This window comes from Streptomyces sp. V3I8, assembly GCF_030817535.1.
In the GTDB taxonomy this organism is placed as follows: Bacteria; Actinomycetota; Actinomycetes; order Streptomycetales; family Streptomycetaceae; genus Streptomyces.
Window position 1 is genome coordinate 5,259,553 of the sequence record NZ_JAUSZL010000002.1, and the last position, 21,379, is coordinate 5,280,931.

Annotated in this window: 14 protein-coding genes; 6 read left to right on the forward strand and 8 right to left on the reverse strand. The window is 72.1% G+C overall.

Features of this window, described 5'->3' with window-relative positions:
- Positions 1-423 precede the first annotated feature (423 nt).
- From QFZ75_RS23500 to QFZ75_RS23510, 3 genes are all read left to right on the forward strand, one after another.
- Entirely contained in the window at positions 424-5,355 is a 4,932-nt protein-coding gene (locus QFZ75_RS23500) for an NAD-glutamate dehydrogenase (RefSeq protein WP_307539859.1), read from the forward strand.
- 109 nt (positions 5,356-5,464) lie between these two features.
- Positions 5,465-8,365, forward strand: a complete 2,901-nt coding sequence (locus tag QFZ75_RS23505) for a bifunctional glycosyltransferase family 2 protein/CDP-glycerol:glycerophosphate glycerophosphotransferase (RefSeq protein WP_307539862.1) — start codon at positions 5,465-5,467, stop codon at positions 8,363-8,365.
- On the forward strand, positions 8,362-9,483 hold the full coding sequence (locus QFZ75_RS23510; protein ID WP_307539863.1) for a glycosyltransferase: 1,122 nt from the start codon (positions 8,362-8,364) through the stop codon (positions 9,481-9,483). The genes QFZ75_RS23505 and QFZ75_RS23510 overlap by 4 nt, the downstream gene beginning before the upstream one ends.
- 74 nt (positions 9,484-9,557) lie before the next feature.
- On the opposite strand, the gene QFZ75_RS23515 is transcribed toward QFZ75_RS23510, so the two are convergent.
- Both QFZ75_RS23515 and QFZ75_RS23520 read right to left on the reverse strand, forming a co-directional pair.
- Complete coding sequence (locus tag QFZ75_RS23515; protein ID WP_307539865.1) at positions 9,558-10,376, reverse strand: ABC transporter ATP-binding protein; 819 nt, start codon at positions 10,374-10,376, stop codon at positions 9,558-9,560.
- Positions 10,369-11,310, reverse strand: coding sequence for an ABC transporter permease (locus tag QFZ75_RS23520; protein ID WP_307539867.1), 942 nt, complete (start codon positions 11,308-11,310; stop codon positions 10,369-10,371). Before QFZ75_RS23520 ends, QFZ75_RS23515 begins: the two co-directional genes overlap by 8 nt.
- 177 nt (positions 11,311-11,487) lie before the next feature.
- On the opposite strand from QFZ75_RS23520, the gene QFZ75_RS23525 reads away from it, so the two are divergent.
- Together QFZ75_RS23525 and QFZ75_RS23530 are read left to right on the forward strand one after the other, a co-directional pair.
- Positions 11,488-12,159 carry a TetR/AcrR family transcriptional regulator gene (locus QFZ75_RS23525; protein WP_373465928.1) on the forward strand — a complete coding sequence of 224 codons (672 nt, stop codon included), beginning with the start codon at positions 11,488-11,490 and terminating at the stop codon, positions 12,157-12,159.
- Between the two features lie 152 nt (positions 12,160-12,311).
- The gene (locus QFZ75_RS23530; RefSeq protein ID WP_307539872.1) at positions 12,312-12,533 is read left to right on the forward strand and encodes a hypothetical protein; all 222 of its coding nucleotides are present in this window, start codon (positions 12,312-12,314) and stop codon (positions 12,531-12,533) included.
- A gap of 89 nt (positions 12,534-12,622) precedes the next feature.
- Here the strand turns inward: QFZ75_RS23530 and galE are convergent, their stop codons facing one another.
- The 4 genes from galE to QFZ75_RS23550 form a co-directional block, all read right to left on the reverse strand.
- Positions 12,623-13,603 carry a UDP-glucose 4-epimerase GalE gene (gene galE / locus QFZ75_RS23535; RefSeq protein ID WP_307539874.1) on the reverse strand — a complete coding sequence of 327 codons (981 nt, stop codon included), beginning with the start codon at positions 13,601-13,603 and terminating at the stop codon, positions 12,623-12,625.
- Positions 13,604-13,668: 65 nt separating this feature from the next.
- A complete protein-coding gene (locus QFZ75_RS23540) occupies positions 13,669-15,294 on the reverse strand; it encodes a glycosyltransferase family 2 protein (RefSeq protein ID WP_307539875.1) in 1,626 nt (541 codons plus the stop codon).
- Positions 15,295-15,365: 71 nt separating this feature from the next.
- On the reverse strand, positions 15,366-16,685 hold the full coding sequence (locus QFZ75_RS23545) for a glycosyltransferase family 87 protein (protein ID WP_307539877.1): 1,320 nt from the start codon (positions 16,683-16,685) through the stop codon (positions 15,366-15,368).
- A gap of 140 nt (positions 16,686-16,825) precedes the next feature.
- Entirely contained in the window at positions 16,826-17,317 is a 492-nt protein-coding gene (locus QFZ75_RS23550) for a MarR family winged helix-turn-helix transcriptional regulator (RefSeq protein WP_307539878.1), read from the reverse strand.
- A gap of 138 nt (positions 17,318-17,455) precedes the next feature.
- Here QFZ75_RS23550 and QFZ75_RS23555 point away from each other — a divergent pair, with 138 nt between their 5' ends.
- Positions 17,456-17,869, forward strand: a complete 414-nt coding sequence (locus QFZ75_RS23555; RefSeq protein ID WP_307539880.1) for an organic hydroperoxide resistance protein — start codon at positions 17,456-17,458, stop codon at positions 17,867-17,869.
- On the opposite strand, the gene QFZ75_RS23560 is transcribed toward QFZ75_RS23555, so the two are convergent.
- On the reverse strand, positions 17,818-19,134 hold the full coding sequence (locus QFZ75_RS23560) for a hypothetical protein (RefSeq protein WP_307539882.1): 1,317 nt from the start codon (positions 19,132-19,134) through the stop codon (positions 17,818-17,820). The genes QFZ75_RS23555 and QFZ75_RS23560 overlap by 52 nt on opposite strands.
- Entirely contained in the window at positions 19,131-21,353 is a 2,223-nt protein-coding gene (locus tag QFZ75_RS23565; protein WP_307539884.1) for a bifunctional glycosyltransferase family 2 protein/CDP-glycerol:glycerophosphate glycerophosphotransferase, read from the reverse strand. Before QFZ75_RS23565 ends, QFZ75_RS23560 begins: the two co-directional genes overlap by 4 nt.
- Between the last annotated feature and the right edge of the window lie 26 nt (positions 21,354-21,379).

A 21,379-nucleotide genomic window follows, 5' to 3' on the forward strand; every position in this document is an offset into this window, starting at 1 on the left:
CTCCGGCGGGGCGTGCCGGGACGTTCCCGGGGCTCCGGAGGGGAAAAACTGTGCAGAGTGTCAAAAAGGTGACCCGTGTTTTGTACACATGCGGCTCGTGACGTGGCCCCCCGCCGGGGCGATAGCCTTGACACGTGATCAGCGCGATACGTCGCGGGGGCGTCACCGCCCCTGCCCTGCGCCCGGACCGCACGGACGACATCCGTGACCGGGCGGTCGCTGGTCCCCTCGAGCGGGCAGCCCCACACCGGGCACCGAGAGCAGCGTCACAGCCTCCGGAGCGGCCGAGAATGGCCGATAACGCCCCGCTCGTCTCTCATCGCGGCATAGCGTCGGATCAGACCGGACACCCCGCGTCGCGGCGCTACGTCACTTCATGTTCAACGACGTCACGCAACGGCGCGCGACAGGAGCCAGAGGACAATGCAGACCAAGCTGGACGAAGCCAAGGCCGAGCTGCTCGAACGGGCCGCCCGGGTTGCTGAGAACAGCCCGGTCGGGGGGCACCTACCCACCGGGAAGACGGACGAGAGCACCCCTGACCAGGAGACACTGCTCGCGTTCCTCCAGCGCTACTACCTGCACACCGCCCCGGAGGACCTCGCCGACCGCGACCCGGTCGACGTCTTCGGCGCCGCCTTCTCGCACTACCGGCTGGCCGAGAACCGTCCCCAGGGCACGGCCAACGTGCGGGTCCACACCCCGGTCGTCGAGGAGAACGGCTGGACCTGCAGCCACTCCGTCGTCGAGGTCGTGACCGACGACATGCCCTTCCTCGTCGACTCCGTCACCAACGAGCTGTCCCGGCAGGGGCGCGGCATCCACGTCGTCATCCACCCGCAGTTCGTCGTACGGCGCGACCTCACCGGCAAGCTCGTCGAGGTCCTCGGGACCCGGCCCGCCGGCGACCTCCCGCACGACACCTCCGTCGAGTCCTGGATCCACGTCGAGATCGACCGCGAGACCGACCGCGCCGACCTGAAGCAGATCACCGCGGACCTGCTGCGCGTCCTGTCCGACGCCCGTGAGGCCGTCGAGGACTGGGAGAAGATGCGCGACTCGGCGCTGCGCATCGCCGAGGAACTGCCCAAGGAGCCCACCGCCGACGACCTGCGCGACCAGGACGTGGAGGAGGCCCGCGAACTGCTGCGCTGGCTCGCGGACGACCACTTCACCTTCCTGGGGTACCGCGAGTACGAGCTGCGCGACAACGACTCGCTGACCGCCGTCCCCGGGACCGGGCTCGGCATCCTGCGCTCCGACCCGCGGCACGGCGACGACGAGAGCCACCCCGTCAGCCCGTCCTTCGAGCGGCTGCCCGCCGACGCCCGCGCGAAGGCCCGCGAGCACAAGCTCCTCGTGCTGACCAAGGCCAACAGCCGCGCCACCGTGCACCGGCCGTCCTACCTCGACTACGTCGGCGTGAAGAAGTTCGACGCCGAGGGCAACGTCGTGGGGGAGCGGCGCTTCCTGGGCCTGTTCTCCTCCGCCGCCTACACCGAGTCCGTGCGCCGCGTGCCCGTCGTGCGCCGCAAGGTCGCCGAGGTCCTGCGGGGAGCCGGGTTCTCGCCCAACAGCCACGACGGCCGCGACCTCCTGCAGATCCTGGAGACGTACCCGCGCGACGAGCTCTTCCAGACCCCGCCCGACGAGCTGCGGGCGATCGTCACGTCCGTGCTCTACCTCCAGGAGCGGCGCCGGCTGCGGCTCTACCTGCGCCAGGACGAGTACGGGCGCTACTACTCGGCGCTCGTCTACCTCCCGCGCGACCGCTACACCACCGGCGTGCGCCTGCGGATCATCGACATCCTCAAGGAGGAGCTGGGCGGCACCAGCGTCGACTTCACGGCCTGGAACACCGAATCGATTCTCTCCCGGCTGCACTTCGTGGTCCGGGTCCCGCAGGGCACCGAACTGCCGCAGCTCAGCGACGCCGACAAGGACCGCATCGAGGCGCGGCTCGTCGAGGCCGCCCGCTCCTGGGCCGACGGTTTCGCCGAGGCCCTGAACGCGGAGTGCGGCGAGGAGCGCGCGGCCGAACTGCTGCGCCGCTACGGCAACATCGTCCCCGAGGGCTACAAGGCCGACCACAACCCGCGCACCGCGGTCGCCGACCTGGTCCGCCTGGAGGAGCTCGGCGACGGCAAGGACTTCGACCTCAGCCTGTACGAGCCGGTCGGCGCCGCCCCGGGCGAGCGGCGCTTCAAGATCTACCGCACCGGTGAGTCGGTCTCCCTCTCCGCCGTCCTGCCGGTCCTCACCCGGCTCGGCGTCGAGGTCACCGACGAGCGGCCCTACGAGCTGCGCTGCCCGGACCGCGCCTCCGCGTGGATCTACGACTTCGGCCTGCGGCTGCCGGGCTCGGCCACCGGCACCGGCGACCACCTCGGTGACGACGGCCGCGAGCGCTTCCAGGAGGCCTTCGCGGCGACCTGGACCGGCCGCGCCGAGAACGACGGCTTCAACTCCCTCGTCCTGAGCGCCGGGCTGAACTGGCGGCAGGCGATGGTGCTGCGCGCGTACGCCAAGTACCTGCGCCAGGCCGGCTCGACCTTCAGCCAGGACTACATGGAGGACACCCTCCGCAGCAACGTCCACACCACCCGGCTGCTCGTCTCGCTCTTCGAGGCGCGCATGTCGCCGGACCGCCAGCGGGCGGGCACGGAACTGACCGACGCCCTCCTGGAGGAACTGGACGCCGCGCTCGACCAGGTCGCCAGCCTCGACGAGGACCGCATCCTGCGGTCCTTCCTCACCGTCATCAAGGCGACGCTGCGCACGAACTTCTTCCAGGAGGCGGGCGGCGGCGTGCCGCACGACTACGTCTCCATGAAGTTCGACCCGCAGGCCATCCCGGACCTGCCCGCGCCGCGGCCGGCGTACGAGATCTGGGTGTACTCGCCGCGCGTCGAGGGCGTGCACCTGCGGTTCGGCAAGGTCGCGCGCGGCGGGCTGCGCTGGTCCGACCGGCGGGAGGACTTCCGTACGGAGATCCTCGGGCTGGTCAAGGCGCAGATGGTCAAGAACACCGTCATCGTGCCCGTCGGCGCCAAGGGCGGGTTCGTCGCCAAGCAGCTCCCCGACCCGGCGGTCGACCGTGACGCCTGGCTGGCCGAGGGCGTCCGCAGCTACAAGACCTTCATCTCGGCGCTGCTCGACATCACCGACAACATGGTGGCCGGCGAGGTCGTGCCGCCCTCCGACGTCGTACGGCACGACGGGGACGACACCTACCTGGTGGTCGCCGCCGACAAGGGCACGGCGACGTTCTCGGACATCGCCAACGGGGTGGCCGAGTCGTACAACTTCTGGCTCGGCGACGCCTTCGCCTCCGGCGGCTCGGCCGGCTACGACCACAAGAAGATGGGCATCACGGCCCGCGGCGCCTGGAAGTCGGTGGAACGGCACTTCCGGGAACTGGGCGTCGACACCCAGAGCGAGGACTTCACGGTCGTCGGCGTGGGCGACATGAGCGGTGACGTCTTCGGCAACGGCATGCTGCTCTCCGAGCACATCCGCCTGGTCGCCGCCTTCGACCACCGGCACATCTTCATCGACCCGCGCCCGGTCGCGGAGACGTCGTACGCGGAGCGCCGCCGGCTCTTCGAACTGCCGCGCTCCTCCTGGGCCGACTACGACAAGGGGCTGCTGTCGCAGGGCGGCGGCATCTTCCCCCGTACGGCCAAGGCCATCCAGCTCAACAGCCACATCCGCGAGGCTCTCGGCATCGAGGGCACCGTCGGCAAGATGACCCCCGCCGACCTGATGCGCGCCATCCTCACGGCGCCGGTGGACCTGCTGTGGAACGGCGGCATCGGCACGTACGTGAAGGCGTCAACCGAGACGCACGCGGACGTCGGCGACAAGGCCAACGACGCCATCCGCGTGGACGGCGCCGACCTGCGGGTCAAGGTCGTCGGCGAGGGCGGCAACCTCGGGCTCACCCAGCTCGGGCGCATCGAGTTCGCGCAGGCCGGCGGCAAGGTCAACACCGACGCCATCGACAACAGCGCGGGCGTGGACACCTCCGACCACGAGGTGAACATCAAGATCCTGCTCAACACGGTCGTCAGGGACGGCGACATGACCGTCAAGCAGCGCAACAAGCTGCTCGCGCAGATGACCGACGAGGTCGGCACGCTGGTCCTGCGCAACAACTACGCGCAGAACACGGCGCTCGCCAACGCGCTCGCCCAGTCGCCCAGCATGCTGCACGCCCAGCACCGCTACCTGCGGCACCTGGTGCGGGCGGGCCACCTCAATCGCGCGCTGGAGTTCATGCCCACCGAGCGGCAGATCCGGGAGCGGCTGAACAACGGGCACGGGCTGACCCAGCCGGAGACGGCCGTCCTCCTCGCGTACACGAAGATCACCGTCTCCGACGAACTGCTGCACACCTCGCTGCCGGACGACGCGTACCTGCGGAGCCTGTTGCACGCGTACTTCCCGGGCGCGCTCGCCAAGCAGTTCGCCGAGCAGATCGACAACCACCCGCTGCGGCGCGAGATCGTCACGACCGTGCTGGTCAACGACACGGTCAACACCGGTGGCACCAGCTTCCTGCACCGCCTGCGGGAGGAGACCGGGGCGTCGCTGGAGGAGATCGTCAGGGCGCAGACCGCGGCCCGCGCTATCTACGACTCCAGCTCGGTGTGGGACGGCGTCGAGGCGCTCGACAACACGGTCGACGCGGGGGTCCAGACCCGGATCCGGCTGCACTCGCGCCGGCTCGTCGAGCGCGGCACGCGGTGGCTGCTCAACAACCGGCCGCAGCCGATCCAGCTGGCCGAGACGATCGACTTCTTCCGCGAGCGGGTCACGCGGGTCTGGGCCGAGCTGCCCAACCTGCTGCGGGGCGCGGACCTGGAGTGGTACCAGCGGATCTACGACGAGCTGTCCGGGGCCGGGGTGCCGGACGAGCTCGCGCAGCGGGTGGCCGGGTTCTCGTCCGCCTTCCCGACGCTCGACATCGTCGCGGTGGGCGACCGCATGGGCAAGGACCCCATGGACGTCGCGGAGGTCTACTACGACCTCGCCGACCGGCTGCGGATCACCCAGCTCATGGACCGGATCATCGAGCTGCCGCGGGCGGACCGGTGGCAGTCGATGGCGCGTGCCTCCATCCGTGAGGACCTGTACGCGGCGCACGCGGCGCTGACCGCCGATGTGCTCGCCGTGGGGAACGGGTCCTCCACGCCCGAGCAGCGGTTCAAGGCGTGGGAGGAGCGGAACGCCGCGATTCTCGCGCGGGCCCGGACGACGCTGGAGGAGATCCAGGGGTCGGAGTCCTTCGACCTGGCGAATCTGTCGGTGGCGATGAGGACGATGCGGACGATGTTGCGGACGCATTCCTAGCGTCCGCGGCGGGAGAGGGGCACCCCTTGGCGGGGGTGCCCCTCTTTTGCGCGCCCGTCCGGCCTATTCGTCGCACCATCGGCCCGAAGTGGCATTTAGGGTAAATGGGATGAGCGAGGATCTGCGGCAGACACCCGACGTATCCGTCGTCGTGATCGTCTACAACGACGAGGCGCGGCTGGCCACGGCCGTGCGCTCCGTGCTGGAGCAGACACTCCGGAACGTCGAGGTCGTGATCGTGGACGACCGCAGTACGGACGGTTCGTACGAGGTGGCGTGCGGGCTGGCCGCGCGGCATCCCGGGCGGGTGCGGGCCCACCGGCTGGACGAGAACAGCGGCGGGTGCGGAGCGCCCCGCAACCACGGCATCCGGCAGGCCCGCGGCACCTACGTCGTCTTCCTCGACAGCGACGACGTACTGGAGCGCAACGCCTGCCGGAACATGCTGGAGGCGGCGGAGACGACCGGCGCGGACCTCGTCTCGGGGCTGTGCGTGCGCGTCCACGTCGACTCGCGGGGCGGCAGGGAGGTCAAGTGGTACCCCTGGCTGTACACGCGCACCCGCACCCTCGAGTCGATCTCCGAGCTGCCCGACCTGCTGGTTTTCGACACCCTGTCGACCAACAAGTGCTACCGCCGCGCCTTCCTGGCCGAGCAGGGACTCGAGTTCCCCGTGGGGATCCACTACGAGGACCTGCTCTTCTCCGCGCAGGCGTACGCCGCGGCCCGCCGCATCACCCTGATCCCGAACCGCGTCTACGACTGGAACGTCACCGACCGGGCCGGGACGAAGTCGATCAGCAACCGGCGCGCCGAGATCGCCAACTTCGCGCACCGGATGGAGATCCACCGGCGGGTCGACCGGCTGCTCGCCGACCGGGGGCTGCCGGAGCTGAAGTTCTGCAAGGACGTCAAGTTCCTCAAGCACGACCTGGTGCTGCACCTGCGCGACCTGCCGTTCCGGGACGCCTCCTACCGGGAGGAGTTCGCCGCGATCGCCCGCGCCTACCTGGAGTCCGTCGACCGGGCCGCCCTCGACGAGGTGGACCCCATCCAGGCCATCTGCGCCTACCTGCTGCGCAGGAGCGACTGGGACAACCTCCTGCCGGCCGTGGACACCCTCACCAACCGCGACAAGATCTCCGCACCGCTCGTCGAACGCGACGGCCGCGTGTACTGGTGCGCCCAGCACCTCGACGACCCCGACGCGTCCGACCGCGCCCTCGCCCGGCAGGTCCTCGACGTCACCGGACTCGGCCACCACACCAAGCCCCTCGAGAAGATGTTCCTGCGCAACGTCCTGACCGGGTACGAGGCGGGGACCGGGGCGTCGGCGGGCACCGTGCGGCTCGCCGGGCGCATCACCAATCCCCTCGGCGTCGTCCCGCCCGGCGCGCGGCTCACCGGCGAGCTGGAGTTCGCGGCCCGCCGCAAGGGCGTGCGCCTGCAGACCTTCCGCTTTCCCGTACGCACCCTGCGGCACGAGGGCGCGTTTCTCACCTGGGAGGCGTCCGCCGACCTCGCACGCGGGCTGCGGCCCCTCGGTGTCGTGGACGCCGTGTGGGACGTACGGCTGCGCCTCGGTGTCGACGGGGTGCGCACCACCACCCGCCTGACCGCCTGCGAACCCGGCCTGGCCGTCGGGGACTCGCCCGTCCGGCCGCGGCTCACCCGGCTGGTCGCCGACCGCATCGCGCCCGAGGTCTCCGCCCGCGGCCACCTCGCCTTCCGGGTCCTCACCCGGGAGAAGGTGGAGGAGCTGGTCGAGCGAGGTGTGCGGGGGACGCCCGGGCGGCTCGCCAAGTCCGGGTACCGCAGGGCGAAAGCCGTCCGCGGGAAGCTCACCTCGGGCGAGACCAAGATCCGGATCTATCACGAGGTGTTCAGCCGGCTGCCCCTGAAGAAGGGCCTGGTCGTCTTCGAGAGCCACCTGGGCAGGCAGTACAGCGACAGTCCCAGGGCGCTGTACGAGGAGATGCGGCGCCAGGACCTCGACTTCGAGGCCGTGTGGTCGTACGCGGGCGCAGGTCCGGCCGGCTTCCCGCCCGACGCCACGCTCGTACGCCGCTGGTCGCTGCCCTATCTGAAGGCACTGGCCCGGGCCGAGTTCTGGGTCGACAACCAGAGCTACCCGCTGAAGCTCACCAAGCGGCCGGGGACCACGTACCTCCAGACCTGGCACGGCTCGGCGCTCAAGCGGATGGGTTTCGACGAACCGCAGTGGAAGCTCAGGTCCCGCTCCGCGCAGGAGGAGCAGCAGCGCGTCCTCGACCGCTTCGACCGGTTCCTGATCCGCTCCGAGCACGACGTACGCACCCTCGCCAGGGCGTTCCGCCTCAAGGAGCGGACCCTGCTGCGCGTCGGCTACCCCCGCAACGACGAACTCGTACGGGCCAGGAGGCGGGAGGAGGAGACCGGTCTGCGCGAGCGCGGGCCGCTCGCCGCCGAGCTGGGGATCCCGGCCGACCGGGCCGTCCTGCTGTACGCGCCCACCTTCCGGCACCACGGCGGAAAGCAGCGGCGGTTCGAGCTGCCCTTCGACGTGGAGCGGTTCGCCGACGAGTTCGGCGACCGGTACGTCCTGCTGGTGCGCTCGCACTACCTCGACCACGTGGTGCTCCCGCCGTCCGTGCGCGGGCGCGTCCTCGACGTGTCGGCCCACCACGACGTGACCCCGCTGCTCGCGCTCGCCGACGGGCTGATCACCGACTACTCGTCCGTGATGTTCGACTACGCGCTCCTCGGCCGGCCGATGTTCTTCTTCGCGTACGACTACGAGGAGTACGCCCACGAGGGCCGCGGCACCTACTTCGACCTGCTCGAACGGGCACCCGGCCCGGTCGTGCGCACCGAGGAGGAGCTGCACGTCGCGCTCGTCTCCCTGGAGGAGCAGACGGTGAAGTACGAGGAGGCGCGCAAGGGGTTCGTCGCGGAGTTCGGCGAGTACGACAAGGGGACGGCCGCCCGCAGCGTCGTCGACGAGTTCTTCGCCCACCGGAGGCGCGCATGATCCCGGCCGGCACCCCCGTGGACGCCGATCCGCGGCGGGACGTCTTCTTCGTCTCCAACAGCGTCGACGAGCTGGGCGGGGTGACCAGCTGGTCGCACCAGATGGCGCGGCTGTTCACCGCGCGCGGCCACCGCGTGCACGTCGTCGGCATCACCCCGCCCGCGGTCGCGCAGGAACTCGGCACCGTCCCCTACCCGACGACGACCCTGTACGCCGGACAGCCGCCGCGGCCCGGCCGGGCGCGCGAGGCGAGCATGCGCGAGCAGGCCGTGAAGCTCACCGCGCTGTTCCGGGCGGCGCGGCCCGGCGCGGTCGTCGTCGTCACGCAGGTGTGGGCCATGGAGTGGGTCGCCCGGGCCGACACGCGCGGTCTGACCGTGATCGGGATGAGCCACGAGTCGTACGCGTACTCCAGGGCGTCCTCGCGTTTTCGCCGCGTACGCACGTACTACCGGGACGTCGACCGGATGCTGGCGCTGACCCGCGAGGACGCCGACCTGTGGATCGGGCAGGGCATGAACAACGCCTCGTACCTGCCGAACCCGCTGCCCTTCATGCCGCGGGTGCCGTCGGCGCGCACGGAGAAGACGGTCGTCAGCATCGGCCGGCTGCATCACCAGAAGGGCATCGACATGCTCCTCGACACCTGGGCGGAGGTCGCGCCGCGCCACCCCGACTGGCGCCTGCGGATCCACGGCTCCGGCGAGGACGAGGAGATGCTGAGGAAGCAGTGCACGGCTCTCGGTCTCGACGGCTCGGTCGACTGGGCGGGCCGCACGGACGATGTCCCGGCCGCGCTGCGCGCCGGCTCGGTCTTCGTCCAGTCGTCCCGGGGCGAGGGCTTCCCGCTCGCCCTCATGGAGGCCATGGCGACGGCCGTGCCGTGCGCCGCCTTCGACTGCGCACCCGGCGTCCACGAGATCGTCCGCGACGGCGAGGACGGCCTCCTCGCCACCCCGGGCAACACCGGCGAACTGGCCCGCCGCCTGGACGCACTCATGTCCGACAAGGAGCTGAGGGACACCATGGGGGACAGGGCCCGCACGAACATCCAGCGCTACGCGCCGGCGGAGATCGTGCGGAGGTGGGAGGACCTGTTCGGGTTCCTCGAACGCTGATCCCGGCCCGTGGGGGCGCGGGGAACTGCGCGCTCAGCCCCCCCCGCACCCGCGGGCGACGAGCGGCCGGCCCACTACCCCTTCCCGCCCCCGGTGAACTTCTCGTACTCCTTCAGCACGTCCCCCGTGGCCCCGTCCATCCGCAGCTCCCCCCGCTCCAGCCACAGCACCCGGTCGCAGGTGTCCCGGATCGACTTGTTGTTGTGGCTGACGAGGAAGACCGTGCCCGCGCTCCTGCGCAGTTCCCGGATCCGGGCCTCGGAGCGCTTTTGGAAGGAGCGGTCCCCCGTCGCGAGGGCCTCGTCGATCATCAGCACGTCGTGGTCCTTGGCCGCGGCGATGGAGAACCGCAGCCGCGCGGCCATCCCGGACGAGTACGTGCGCATGGGCAGCGTGACGAAGTCGCCCTTCTCGTCGATGCCGGAGAAGTCGACGATCTCCTGGTACCGCGCCCGCACCTGCTCCCGGGACATCCCCATCGCGAGCCCGCCGAGGTACACGTTGCGCTCGCCGCTCAGGTCGTTCATGAGCGCCGCGTTGACGCCGAGCAGCGAGGGCTGACCGTCCGTGTAGATCCGCCCGTGCTCGACGGGGAGCAGGCCGGCGACCGCCTTGAGCAAGGTCGACTTGCCCGATCCGTTCGTGCCGATCAGACCGATCGCCTCGCCCCGGTACGCGGTGAACGACACGGACTTCACCGCGTGCACCGTGCGTACGCCGGCCGCCCGCCCGTCCTTCTTCCCGCGCAGGATGCGGTTGAGCGCGACGGTGGCGCTGCCCCGCCCGGCGCCCGTGCCGTTCACGCGGTAGACGATGTCGACGCGGTCGGCGACGACGGTGGGCACCCGCCCGGCCGCCCCGGCACTCTGGGGAACCACGCTCCGCTCAGCCACGTCCGTACGTCTCCTCCGCCTTCCAGAACCAGATGAACCCGCCGACGCCGGCGAGCAGCGCCCAGCCGACCGCGAGCGCCCACACGTGCTGGGGCAGCTGACCCGCACGGAACGTGTCGATCAGCGCGAACCGCATCAGGTCGATGTAGACCGCCGCCGGATTGCACTCCAGGGCGAGCAGTACCACGCGCGGCATGTCCTGGTGGCCGCTGAGCACCCGATCGAGGCTCCACATGACACCGGAGACGTACATCCAGGTCCGCAGCAGGAACGGCATCAGCTGCGCGATGTCCGGGGTCTTCGCGCCGAGCCGGGCCACGACCAGCGCCACACCCGCGTTGAACACGAACTGCAGGACCAGTGCCGGTACGGCCAGCAGCCAGGACGGGCCGACGGGCACGCCGAAGCAGAGCAGGATCACGACCAGCGCGGCCATCGAGAACAGCAGCTGCTGGAGCTGTTGCAGCGCGTACGACACCGGAAGCGCCGCCCGCGGGAAGTGCAGGGCGCGGACGAGGCCGAGGCTGCCGGAGATCGCCCGGGTGCCCGCCATGATCGAGCTCTGCGTGAACGTCCACACGAAGACGCCCGTGACCAGGAACGGGACGTAGTCCGGCACCCCGTGGCTGGTGCCCATGAGGACGCCGAAGATGAAGTAGTAGACCGCCGCGTTCAGCAGGGGCGTGGCCACCTGCCAGACCTGGCCGAGCTTCGCCTGGCTGTACTGGGCGGTCAGCCTGGCCGTCGCGAACGCCGTGACGAAGTGCCGGCGCGCCCACAACTGGCGGACGTACGCGGGCAGGGAGGGCCGCGCGCCGCTGACCGTGAGGCCGTACCGGGCGGCGAGGGCCGCGGGATCGGCGTCGGGCGGGGCCGGGGCCGGGACCGACGCCGGGTTCGGCGCCGGGGGCGGGGTGTCGAGGACCTGACTCACATCCGCTGCTTTCGCTCGGGGGAGGGGCGGAGGGGGAGAAGCACCTTGGGCCGGCCGCCCGGCAGGTGAGGGCTTACGTCGGGACGGGACCGTATCGTCGTGACGTGAGGGTAGGCCGGTCCGGCGTCGGAACGCAACCGTTTCGTCGTCACGTCGTCCGGCCGGTGCCGCCCACCTATGCTGGTCCGCATGACGACGAACGCAGACGGGGACGGGACGGCCCGGTCGGCCGCGGCCGACCGGGACCCGCAGCCGCCGCGCCGCAGGGCTCCCGCCGGGGCGGCGGTGCTCCGGGAGGACGTCACCGAGGCGATCAGGGCGGCCGTCTTCGGGGAGCTCGCGGCCGTCGGGTACGCGCGCATGTCCATCGAGGGCATCGCGCGCCGCGCGGGCGTCGGCAAGACCGCCGTCTACCGGCGGTGGCGCTCCAAGCTGCACCTCGTCCTGGACCTGGTCTCCGCCATGGCCGTGCAGGGGCTGCCCGCGCCCGACACGGGCACCCTGGAGGGCGATCTGCGCCTGCTGTACGAGGTCACCTCACGCGCCCTGCGTCACCCTGTCGCCTCGCAGGTGGTTCCCGATCTGCAGGCCGAGGCGGCCCGCAGTCCGGAAATGGCGCAGGCTCTCCAGAAGGCTCTGCGCGAGGGGCAGGCGGGCGTCGCGAACGGCATCGTCGAGGCGGCCCGGGCGCGCGGCGAGATCGGTCCGGACGTCGACGGCGAACTGGCCCTCGACGTGATCTCGGGACCGCTCTACTGGCGTGCGGTGGTGGTCCGCGGACCGAAACCGCCGAAGGGATATCTGGAGAGTTTGACGCGGGCCACGGCGGCGGCGCTCAGGGCGCTGTAGGCGGCCGGAGACCCGCGTTCCACCTGCGGGTCGGCATGGTCCGCCGCCCAGCTCCGGGCACCTCTCGGAGGGCTGCGGACCCCCGTAGCGGCCGGATCGTTGTCATCCACGCCTCACTCCCGGGCCTCGCGGGGGCGCATACTGGAATCACGATGACGAAGCCATCCGCGCCCCGGCGCCACCTGTCCACCAGTCCCTTCAAAGCTCCGGTTGCCCCGGTCGCCAAGCACTTCGCCCTGGGTGACCGTGTGACGCACGACCAGTTCGGCCTGGGCAGGATCGTCGGCGTCGAGGAGGGCATCGCGATGCTCGTCGACTTCGGCTCCCGCCAGGCCCGTATCGTCAGCCCCTACACCCGTATGGACAAGCTCTGACGGGTCCCGTCGAAGCACCCTCGCCGCGGCTCAGGACCACGTCCGGCCCGCGGCGAGTGCGTTTTCCGACGTCGGACCCTGCTTCGCCGCTAACCCCGGCGGGCCCGCGGACGCGGCCGTAGCCGGCCCTCCCAGGCCGATGTGATCATGTCGTCCAGTCCGTACCTCGCCTTCCAGCCGAGTTCCGCGGCGGCGCGGTCGGCGGCGGCGACGACCCGCGCCGGGTCGCCGGGCCGGCGGGGACCGGCCACCGGGTCGAGCGTGTGGCCGGTGAGCTCGTTGATCCGGTCGATCATCCGGCGGACCGAGACCCCCTCCCCGCGGCCGATGTTGAGCGTCAGATCGGTGCCGGGAGCCGCGGCCAGCCGCCCGGCGGCCGCCACATGGGCCTCCGCCAGGTCGACGACGTGGATGTAGTCACGTACGCACGTGCCGTCCGGTGTGTCGTAGTCGTCGCCGAAGACCTGCGGCGGCTCGCCCCGGACGAGCTTCTCGAAGACCATCGGGACGATGTTGGAGACGCCCACGTCGGCCAGTTCGGGCGCCGCCGTCCCCGCCACGTTGAAGTAGCGCAGGGACGCCGTCGACAGGCCGTGCGCCCGGCCCGCGGCCCGCACCAGCCACTCGCCCGCGAGTTTGGTCTCGCCGTACGGGTTGACCGGCACGCAGGGCGTCTGCTCGGTCACCAGGTCGACGTCGGGCATGCCGTACACCGCCGCGGAGGACGAGAACACGAAGGACGGCACCGCGGCGGCCGTGACCGCCTGCAGCAGCACCCGCAGCCCTTCCACGTTCTCGCGGTAGTAGTGCAGCGGCTGCTCCACCGACTCGCCCACCTGCTTCTTCGCCGCCAGGTGCACGACACCGGTGACGGCGTGGTCCCGCAGCGCCCGCGCGACCCGCTCCCCGTCCAGGGTCGAGCCGACGACGAGCGGCACCCCGTCCGGGACGCGCTCGGCGATGCCCGTGGACAGGTCGTCGTACACCACGGCCCGTTCGCCCGCCCCGGTCATGGCGCGCACGACATGTGCCCCGATGTAGCCGGCGCCGCCGGTGATCAGCCAGGTCATCTGCGACCTTCCCCTCGTGTGTGCCTCATGTATGCAGACGAACGCGGATGCGAGATCGTTGCGGATCAGCGCGACAGACGCCTCGCCCTGCGGCCCAGCGCCGCCAGCGTGCCGCGCAGGCCGGGTGCGGTCCGCAGCGCGAGCGAGCCCGCGTGGGTCGCGTACGGCTGGACGAGCAGCACCCCGTGCCGGACGCTCGGCACGACGGTGCGGCGCAGCAGGCCCGGGCCGCCGCTCGCGTGCGCGGTGGTCTCGCGGACCGTGCCGTCGTGGAAGCGCAGGCACAGCCGCAGGTCCCAGGTGCCGGGGCCGAGAGCTGGGAGGTCGACCCGCGCGTCGGCGGTCCACGAGCCGTCGGCGGGGTCGGTGTCGTCCGGCCGGAAGCGGGCGGTGAGCGCGAGCCCCGTCGTGCCGTCCTGGCGGCTCACGAACTCGGCGTCCACGGACGCGGGCGCCGCGTCCGCCATCCGCCCGTACAGCTCGTGCAGGCGCAGCCGCAGCCGGGTGCCCCGTACGCGCGGCCGCAGCTCCGCGTCGACGGCGACGGGCAGCAGGCGCACGGGCCGGACCAGGAGGTGTTCCAGGGTGACGCGGGGCAGGTCGGCGGACCAGACCGGTGTGCCGTCCGCGGCGCGCGCGTACGGGGGCCGCAGCCGGGCCGGGCGGGCCGCGATCTCCCTGAGCCGGGGCAGGTCGCACGGTTTCTCGGAGGCCAGCACCACCTGGGCGACCACCCTTCCCGGCGCCGGGGCGAGCGCGAAGTCGCCGGCGTCGAACGTCGCGAGGTACGCGCGCGTGAGGTCCCACCACTCCTGCCGGTACCTGGCCCCGCGCAGACCGAGTTCGCGTGCGTACATCCGCAGGCCGTGGTCGAGGAACCGCGCGCGCGACGCCCGCGCCAGCCGCTTCTCACCGGCGGCGAGGAGGACGTCGTACGCCTGGGCGTGCGCGGTGATCCTCGCCCGCCAGTTGTCGACGCCGGACCTGTCCAGCGAGATCGACAGCCGCCCGGCGTCACGGCGCACGTGCCAGACGTACACCGTGTCCGGGACCAGCGCGATGCGCGGACGGGCGGCCAGCACGCGCGCGGTGAAGACGAAGTCCTCGTACGGGAAGTGTCCTTCGGGGAAGCGGATGCCGTGCTCGCGCAGGAAGTCGGTGCGGTACAGCTTGTTGACGCACAGCGTGTCGTGGACGAGCCGGGGGCGCCGCGACGGATCGGTCACGAGGGCGGCCCTGGCGTACAGCTCGGGCTGCCAGGGCACCTCGCGGCCGGACGGCAGCTCGCGGCGCACGCACAGGCCGCCCGCGACCTCGGTGCCGCGCCCGCCGGCCGCGTCCAGCAGGGCGTCGACCGCGCCGGGCGGCAGGACGTCGTCGCTGTCCAGGAACATCAGGTACGGGGCCGTGGCGGCGTCGATGCCGTCGTTGCGCGGGCTGCCGCAGCCGCCGCTGTTGACCTCGCGGCGGACGACCTTCAGACGCGGCTCGTCGAGCGCGAGGCGCTCCAGGAGACCGGCGCTGCCGTCGGCCGAGCAGTCGTCCACGGCGATCACCTCGCGGACGGCGGGCCCCTGCGCGAGGGCCGAGCGCACCGCGTCGGTCACGTGCCCGGCGTCGTCGTACCCGATGACGACGACGCACACCTGCGCCGGGCGCGGCCGGGACCGGTGCGGGGTTCTGGCGGGCATGGTCTGTGCGGCTCGTTCGGCTCGTGCGGCTTCCACGAGGAGCAACAGTAGTTAATGCGGGCATTTTTCTCTTAAGGGGCGCTCGCTGTCCCGGCGCGGAGATGGTGCGGATCGTGTGCGGGTTCCGTCCGCACAGGTCCGGCGGGTTCGGCGGGTCCGCCGGACCCGGTCGTGGTCGTCCACAGGCGGTGGAAGGAGAGCCCGGCGGCCGTCACCAGCAGGCCGTTGCGCACGAGCATCAGCAGGGAGCCCGTCCAGGTGCAGGCCACCACGTCGTCGTACAGGACGGGGTAGGCGAGGGTGCTGACCGCCGCGGCCGCCGTGACCAGCGCCGCCACCGGACGCTGCGCGGTGTGCCGGGAGGTCAGGCACACCGCGGCCAGACCCAGCAGCCACACCAGGTACTGGGGGCTGATGACCCGGCTCGTCACGGTGAACAGGAGCACGGCGGCGAGGGCGGCGTCGTACGGGGTGGCCGGTGTCCAGCGCCGGGCGCGCAGCCGCCACAGCAGCAGGGCGCCGAAGGCGGCGACGGTGAGCGCCAGCGAGGCCGCGGCCACCCAAGGGACGTACGGGCCGGTGAACTCCATCGCGCCGTACCGGTAGACCACCCGCCCCGGCCGGCCCGCGTGCTGCGCGAAGGAGAGGACCGTGCCGCCGAGCGACTCGATCTGCACGCCCCGGCCGCTCTGCTGGCGCAGGAAGTCGAACGGGTCGCGGAAGAGGGCGGCGAGGACCAGCAGCAGCGCCCCCGCGGTGACGGCGGCCGACGTCCACACCTCCTTCGCCGTACGCCCCCGGGGGGCGCCGACCAGCGCCAGCGCGGGCCACACCTTCACCAGGGCGCCCAGCGCCGCGAAAGCCCCGCACGCGCGCGTGGAGCGCGACAGCGTCAACAGGGAGATGACCGCGAGGGCGGTGACCTGCACGTCGTAGCGGGCGAGCGGGATGTGCAGCAGGAGCGGCAGGGCCGCTGTCCAGAGCGCCGCGCCGCGCAGGCTGCGGCCCGCACGCGTGCCCGCGCGCGCGAGGGCGGCGGTGACCAGGAGGTCGGTGGCCAGCGTGAGGGCCACGAACGCCTCGAAGTACGTCAGCCCCGGCAGCAGTCCGGGGGACAGCAGGACGGGGCCCGCGCCCGGCGGGTACTGCCAGAGCCGGTCGCCGGTGGGGAACGTGCCGCCGGCGAGCACGCCGTACCAGCGGGCGTACAGCTCGTGCACCTCGCGCGCGACGCCGCCGACGCCGAGCGGGGTGCGCCCGTCCTGGAGGAGCAGCCAGAGCATCAGGGCGCGGGTGGCCGCCCAGGAGGCGGCGAGGACCGGGAGCTTCGGCCGGCGCTTCGGCCAGGGCTTCGTCCACGGCTTCGTCCAGGGCTTCGTCCGAGGCTTCATTCGGGGGATCGTAAGCCGCGAGGTGCCCCATATCGCCCGAAGGCGGGTCGATCACGTAGGAAAGCGGTCCGGTGACACCCGATCTGCCGCGTGACCGCCGAGCGCCCGAGGGCCGCCGCCACCGGGCCGCGCGCTCACGCTCACCCGGGGCCCGGCGCATCCTCCAGTGCCGCCGTGTCCAGTGCGCCCGTGAGCCGGTCGAGGCGGGACCGCAGGTCGTCGATCTCGGCCAGGTCGAACCCCGTCGCGGCGGCGATCCGGCGCGGGACGCGCAGCGCCTGCTCCCGCAGGGCCGTGCCCTCCTCGGTGGGCCCGACCACCACGGACCGCTCGTCCCGGGCGCTGCGCTCACGCCGTACGAGGCCGGCCGTCTCCAGCCGCTTCAGCAGCGGGGACAGCGTCCCGGAGTCGAGCCGCAGGTGCTCGCCGACCTTCTTCACCGGCAGCTCGCCGTGCTCCCACAGCACGAGCATGACCAGGTACTGGGGGTAGGTGAGCCCCAGGTCCTTCAGGACGACGCGGTACAGACCGCCGAAGGCGCGCGTGGCGGCGTTCAGGCTGAAGCAGATCTGCTGGTCCAGGCGGAGGAAGTCGTCGTGGTGCGCGGGGCCGGTCACGGGCGTCGTGGTCATGCCTCCAGAGTACCCCCGGCCGCAATTTAGTTGTGCACAATTTAATTGTGTGCTCTACTTATGTCGTGCGGCGGACCGGAGCCAGGCCCGCCGGCACGACTCGGACTTCTTCGCAGGACCTTGAGAGGGATGGTTTCCATGGACGCGATCTACACCGCCGTAGCCACCGCCACCCACGGCCGGGACGGCCGGGCCTACAGCTCCGACGGGCAGCTCGACCTCCAGCTGGGGATTCCGACCGCGATGGGCGGCAACGGGCAGGGCACGAACCCGGAGCAGCTGTTCGCCGCCGGGTACTCCGCCTGTTTCGCCAGCGCGCTCGCCCTGGTGGGGCGTTCGGCGAAGGTCGACGTCAGTGACGCCGCGGTGACCGCGGAGGTCGGGATCGGCAAGCAGGGGGAGGGCTTCGGGCTCGCCGTCACGCTGCGGGTGGAGCTTCCGGAGTCCGTCGACGCGGAGACCGGGCGCAAGCTGGTCGAGCAGGCGCACCAGGTGTGCCCCTACTCCAACGCGACCCGTGGCAACATTCCGGTCGAGCTCGTCGTCGAGTAGTTCCTTTCGTCCCCGCCGCCCCTTCCCGTCCCGTCCCGGGGGCGGCGGGGGCGGAACTCCTCGTTCGTGAGCAGCAGCGGCACCCCCACCACCGGCACCAGCCACACCATCACCATCAGACGGTCGATGGCGATGTCCGGATGCGCGGCGATGCTCAGCACACCGGTTCCGGCCGCGCCGAGCAGCAGCACACCGAACGCGGGCCACCGCCGCAGCGCCCCGAACGCCCCGCCTCCCACCAGCACCAGGAAGAGCGGTTCGAGCAGCTGCCGCCGCAGCCACTCCACCCAGAAATTGACCTCCAGCTGGGTGAACTCCCGCCAGGGCCGCTCCCGGTCCGGCCGCAGGAAGTGGTCGGTGAGGAGATCCTGGAGACTGTCCGACTCGGACGGATAACGAAGCAGCCGGGCGAGCAGGACCGTGCCCACGGCCGCCCCCGCCGTCACCTTCAGCAGGGTCCTCACCCCGTCCCCCGCCGGCCGCCCCGACCGCCTGCGGTGGACGCCGATCAGAGCGCACGCCCCGGCGAGGCACACCGCCAGGAACAGCGCCTGCGAGTGCTTCACGGTGAAGAGCAGGGCCAGCGACAGCGCGACCAGCGGACCGGCCCGCCGCCCGCGCAGCACCAGCGCACACCCCAGCAGCGCCGAGAGCGTGAGCGCCGTCATGGTGCCCTCGGCCATCGGCCGCATCGCGGTCGTGCCCGTCGGCAGCACGTAGTACAGCACCTGCCCGGTCAGCGCGGCCGGCACCGGCACGCCCACCGTCCGCAGGACCAGGAACACCAGCGCGCCCCCGGCCGCCGCGACGCACACCCCGGCCGCCCACAGCCCCCACGTCACCCCGAGCAGGGTCACGAACGGCATGAGCAGCAGCGGGTACCCGGGCCGCACCTCGAAGATCCGCATGAACCGCTCGCTCATGAACGGCGCGGTCCAGCCGGACGTCTGCCCCGCGTCGAGCCGCGCGCCCACACTGCGCTCGTAGTGGCGGCGGCACTGCGCCCGTACCCCCGGCCCCGGGTCGCGGGCCCGGAAGCGCCGGACGTCCACGCTGTGGTCGCGGGAGGCCGTCTCGCCCCGGCTCGCGCACAGGTACGCGATGCTCCGTCCCGCCGCCTCCGACTTGTCCGCGCCGCCCAGAGCCAGCGCGTACGACAGGTAGTTGCGGCTGTCGGGGGTGTCCCGGCCGGTGACGTTGGCGAGCTGGAGGCAGCCGAACAGGGCGGCGAGGAACAGCACCCACGCGGCGGGGCGAGCCCTCATGAGCGGGTCAGGGCGTCGCTCGGGGCGCCGGGCGCGGGAACCATGGGCACCGCCAGGTCCTCGCCCAGCATCAGCAGCCGGACGACCCGTTCCGCGGCCCGCCCGTCGTCGTACCCGGCGAACCGCGCCCGGAAGGCGGTCCGCAGCCGCGCCGACTCCTCGTCGCACCACGCACCCGACGCGAACAGCCGCGCCAGCTCGTCCTCGTTCCGGGTGACATGGCCCGGCGGGCGCTCGGTGACGTCGAAGTACGTGCCGCGCGCCGCGCGAAAGGTGTCCTGGTCGTAGACGTGCAGGACGATCGGCCGGTCGAGGTGCGCGTAGTCGAACATCAGCGACGAGTAGTCGGTGACCAGGGCGTCGCAGGCGAGCAGCAGGTCCTCCACGTGCGGCTCGTCGGTGACGTCCAGGACGAGTCCGCGCCCGGCCAGGTCCCCCAGGGCGAGGCCGCGTTCGTGGTGCCGGGCCAGCGAGGGGTGCAGCCGGACCGCCAGGACGTGGTCGCCGGGCAGCCCGGCGACCAGCCGCTCCAGGTCGCAGGCCGGCGCCTGCCCGCTGCGGCGGTGGTCGCGGCTAGTCGGCGCGTACAGGATCAGGGTGCTGCCCTCCGGGACGCCGAGGCGCTGCCGTACGGACTCCCGGCGGCCCTCCGGCGGCCGGACGAGGCAGTCGTTGCGCGGGCTGCCCGAGCGCAGGGACGTGAAGCCGCATGGGTAGGCGCGGTCCCAGACCAGCTCGGAGTGCGGGTTCGCGACCAGGCTGTAGTCCCACCGGTCGGCCCGCCGCAGCATCTTGGGGACGCTGAACCCGCGCCGTGCGCCGGGGTACGCGAGCAGGTCCGCGCCCATCGACTTCACCGGGGTGCCCTGGTGCGTGTGGACGTGGACGGAACCCTCGCGCTTGACCAGGTCGTTCGCCCAGTTGACGTTGTTGATCAGGTACGTGGCACGGGCCGTGACCCTGCGGTAGGCGCGGCTGCCGGGCAGGACGTGCTCGGTCCCGGGCGGCAGCGCGGCCACGTGCTCCCTGGCGACCACCCACACCCCGCGGATGTGCGGGGCGAGCTCCCGGGCCTTCAGATGGATCGCGGCCGGGTCGCCGAGGACACCGCGGTGCCCGAAGGCCGAGTACACCGCCAGGTTCGCGTCGAGGCCGCGCCGCAGGACCAGCCGCCGGTGCAGCGCGAGCAGCACCCGGCGCAGCCGCCCGCGCCACACCCGCCGGCGCCTGCGCAGACCGGCCCGTTTCACGGCGGCGACGCGGTGCAGCGCGTAGAGGGCGTACGGGGCCCGGGCGAGGAGGGTGAAGGACGTCCGCGGGACGTCCGCGGCGAGCCGGTGGCCGTCCGGACGGTGGGCGCGCAGGTCCCGTGCCGCCCGCCGGTGGAACTCGGGCCGCGACGCCGGCGGTACGCGGTCCTTCTGGCGCAGGATGAAGAGGTAGTGGTCGGCCATGTGGTCGTAGAGGAAACCGCGCCACCGCTCCAGTGCGGGCCGCTCCCCGATGAACCGGAACAGCCGCTCGTACTGCGCGAACACCTCGAAGTGCTCCCGGCTCGGCGTGCGCATCGCGTTGCCCTGGCGGCGCTGGCGGTAGTACACGCAGACCCGGTCGACGAGGGAGATCGTGCGGGCCGTCCACAGCGTCTGGTAGACGATCACCGCGTCCTCGTAGAAGCCGGTGGGGAAGGTGAAGGCGCCCTCGCGGAAGAAGTCGAGGCGGTACGCCTTGTTCCACACGACCGTGAACAGGTCGAGCAGTTCCGGGCGTTCGGCGACCGTGAACACCTCGGGGCCCGGCGCGGCGAACACCTCCGCGTCCCGGTTGCGCCGCACCGCGCCGTGCCAGTGGGTGCGCGCGTAGTCGAACAGCACGATGTCCGGGCGTGCGGTCGCGTCGATGCGCTCGGCGATCGCCCGCAGCGCGCCCGGGGTGTAGCTGTCGTCGCTGTCGAGGAAGAGCAGGTACTCGCCCCGGGCGAGCTTCGCCCCGTGGTTGCGGGCCGGGCCGATGCCGCCGTTGACGGGCAGGTGCACCGCCACGACGCGCTCGTCGCGGGCCGCGAACTCGTCGATGATCGCCGGGCTGCCGTCCGGCGAGCGGTCGTCGACGACGATCAGCTCGAAGTCGCCGTACGACTGGCCGAGGACCGACTCCAGACAGGCGCGCAGGTAGCCCTGCACGTTGTACACGGGCACGACGATGCTGAAGCGGGGCATGGCACTTCCAGGTCCGGGAACTTGCC

Coding starts and splice junctions, on each gene's coding strand:
- QFZ75_RS23525 (WP_373465928.1), top strand. CDS start 11,488: ATGCTGGTCCGCATGACGACGAACGCAGACGGGGACGGGACGGCCCGG.
- galE (WP_307539874.1), bottom strand. CDS start 13,603: ATGACCTGGCTGATCACCGGCGGCGCCGGCTACATCGGGGCACATGTC.
- QFZ75_RS23505 (WP_307539862.1), top strand. CDS start 5,465: ATGAGCGAGGATCTGCGGCAGACACCCGACGTATCCGTCGTCGTGATC.
- QFZ75_RS23530 (WP_307539872.1), top strand. CDS start 12,312: ATGACGAAGCCATCCGCGCCCCGGCGCCACCTGTCCACCAGTCCCTTC.
- QFZ75_RS23550 (WP_307539878.1), bottom strand. CDS start 17,317: ATGACCACGACGCCCGTGACCGGCCCCGCGCACCACGACGACTTCCTC.
- QFZ75_RS23510 (WP_307539863.1), top strand. CDS start 8,362: ATGATCCCGGCCGGCACCCCCGTGGACGCCGATCCGCGGCGGGACGTC.
- QFZ75_RS23500 (WP_307539859.1), top strand. CDS start 424: ATGCAGACCAAGCTGGACGAAGCCAAGGCCGAGCTGCTCGAACGGGCC.
- QFZ75_RS23565 (WP_307539884.1), bottom strand. CDS start 21,353: ATGCCCCGCTTCAGCATCGTCGTGCCCGTGTACAACGTGCAGGGCTAC.
- QFZ75_RS23540 (WP_307539875.1), bottom strand. CDS start 15,294: ATGCCCGCCAGAACCCCGCACCGGTCCCGGCCGCGCCCGGCGCAGGTG.
- QFZ75_RS23560 (WP_307539882.1), bottom strand. CDS start 19,134: ATGAGGGCTCGCCCCGCCGCGTGGGTGCTGTTCCTCGCCGCCCTGTTC.
- QFZ75_RS23555 (WP_307539880.1), top strand. CDS start 17,456: ATGGACGCGATCTACACCGCCGTAGCCACCGCCACCCACGGCCGGGAC.
- QFZ75_RS23545 (WP_307539877.1), bottom strand. CDS start 16,685: ATGAAGCCTCGGACGAAGCCCTGGACGAAGCCGTGGACGAAGCCCTGG.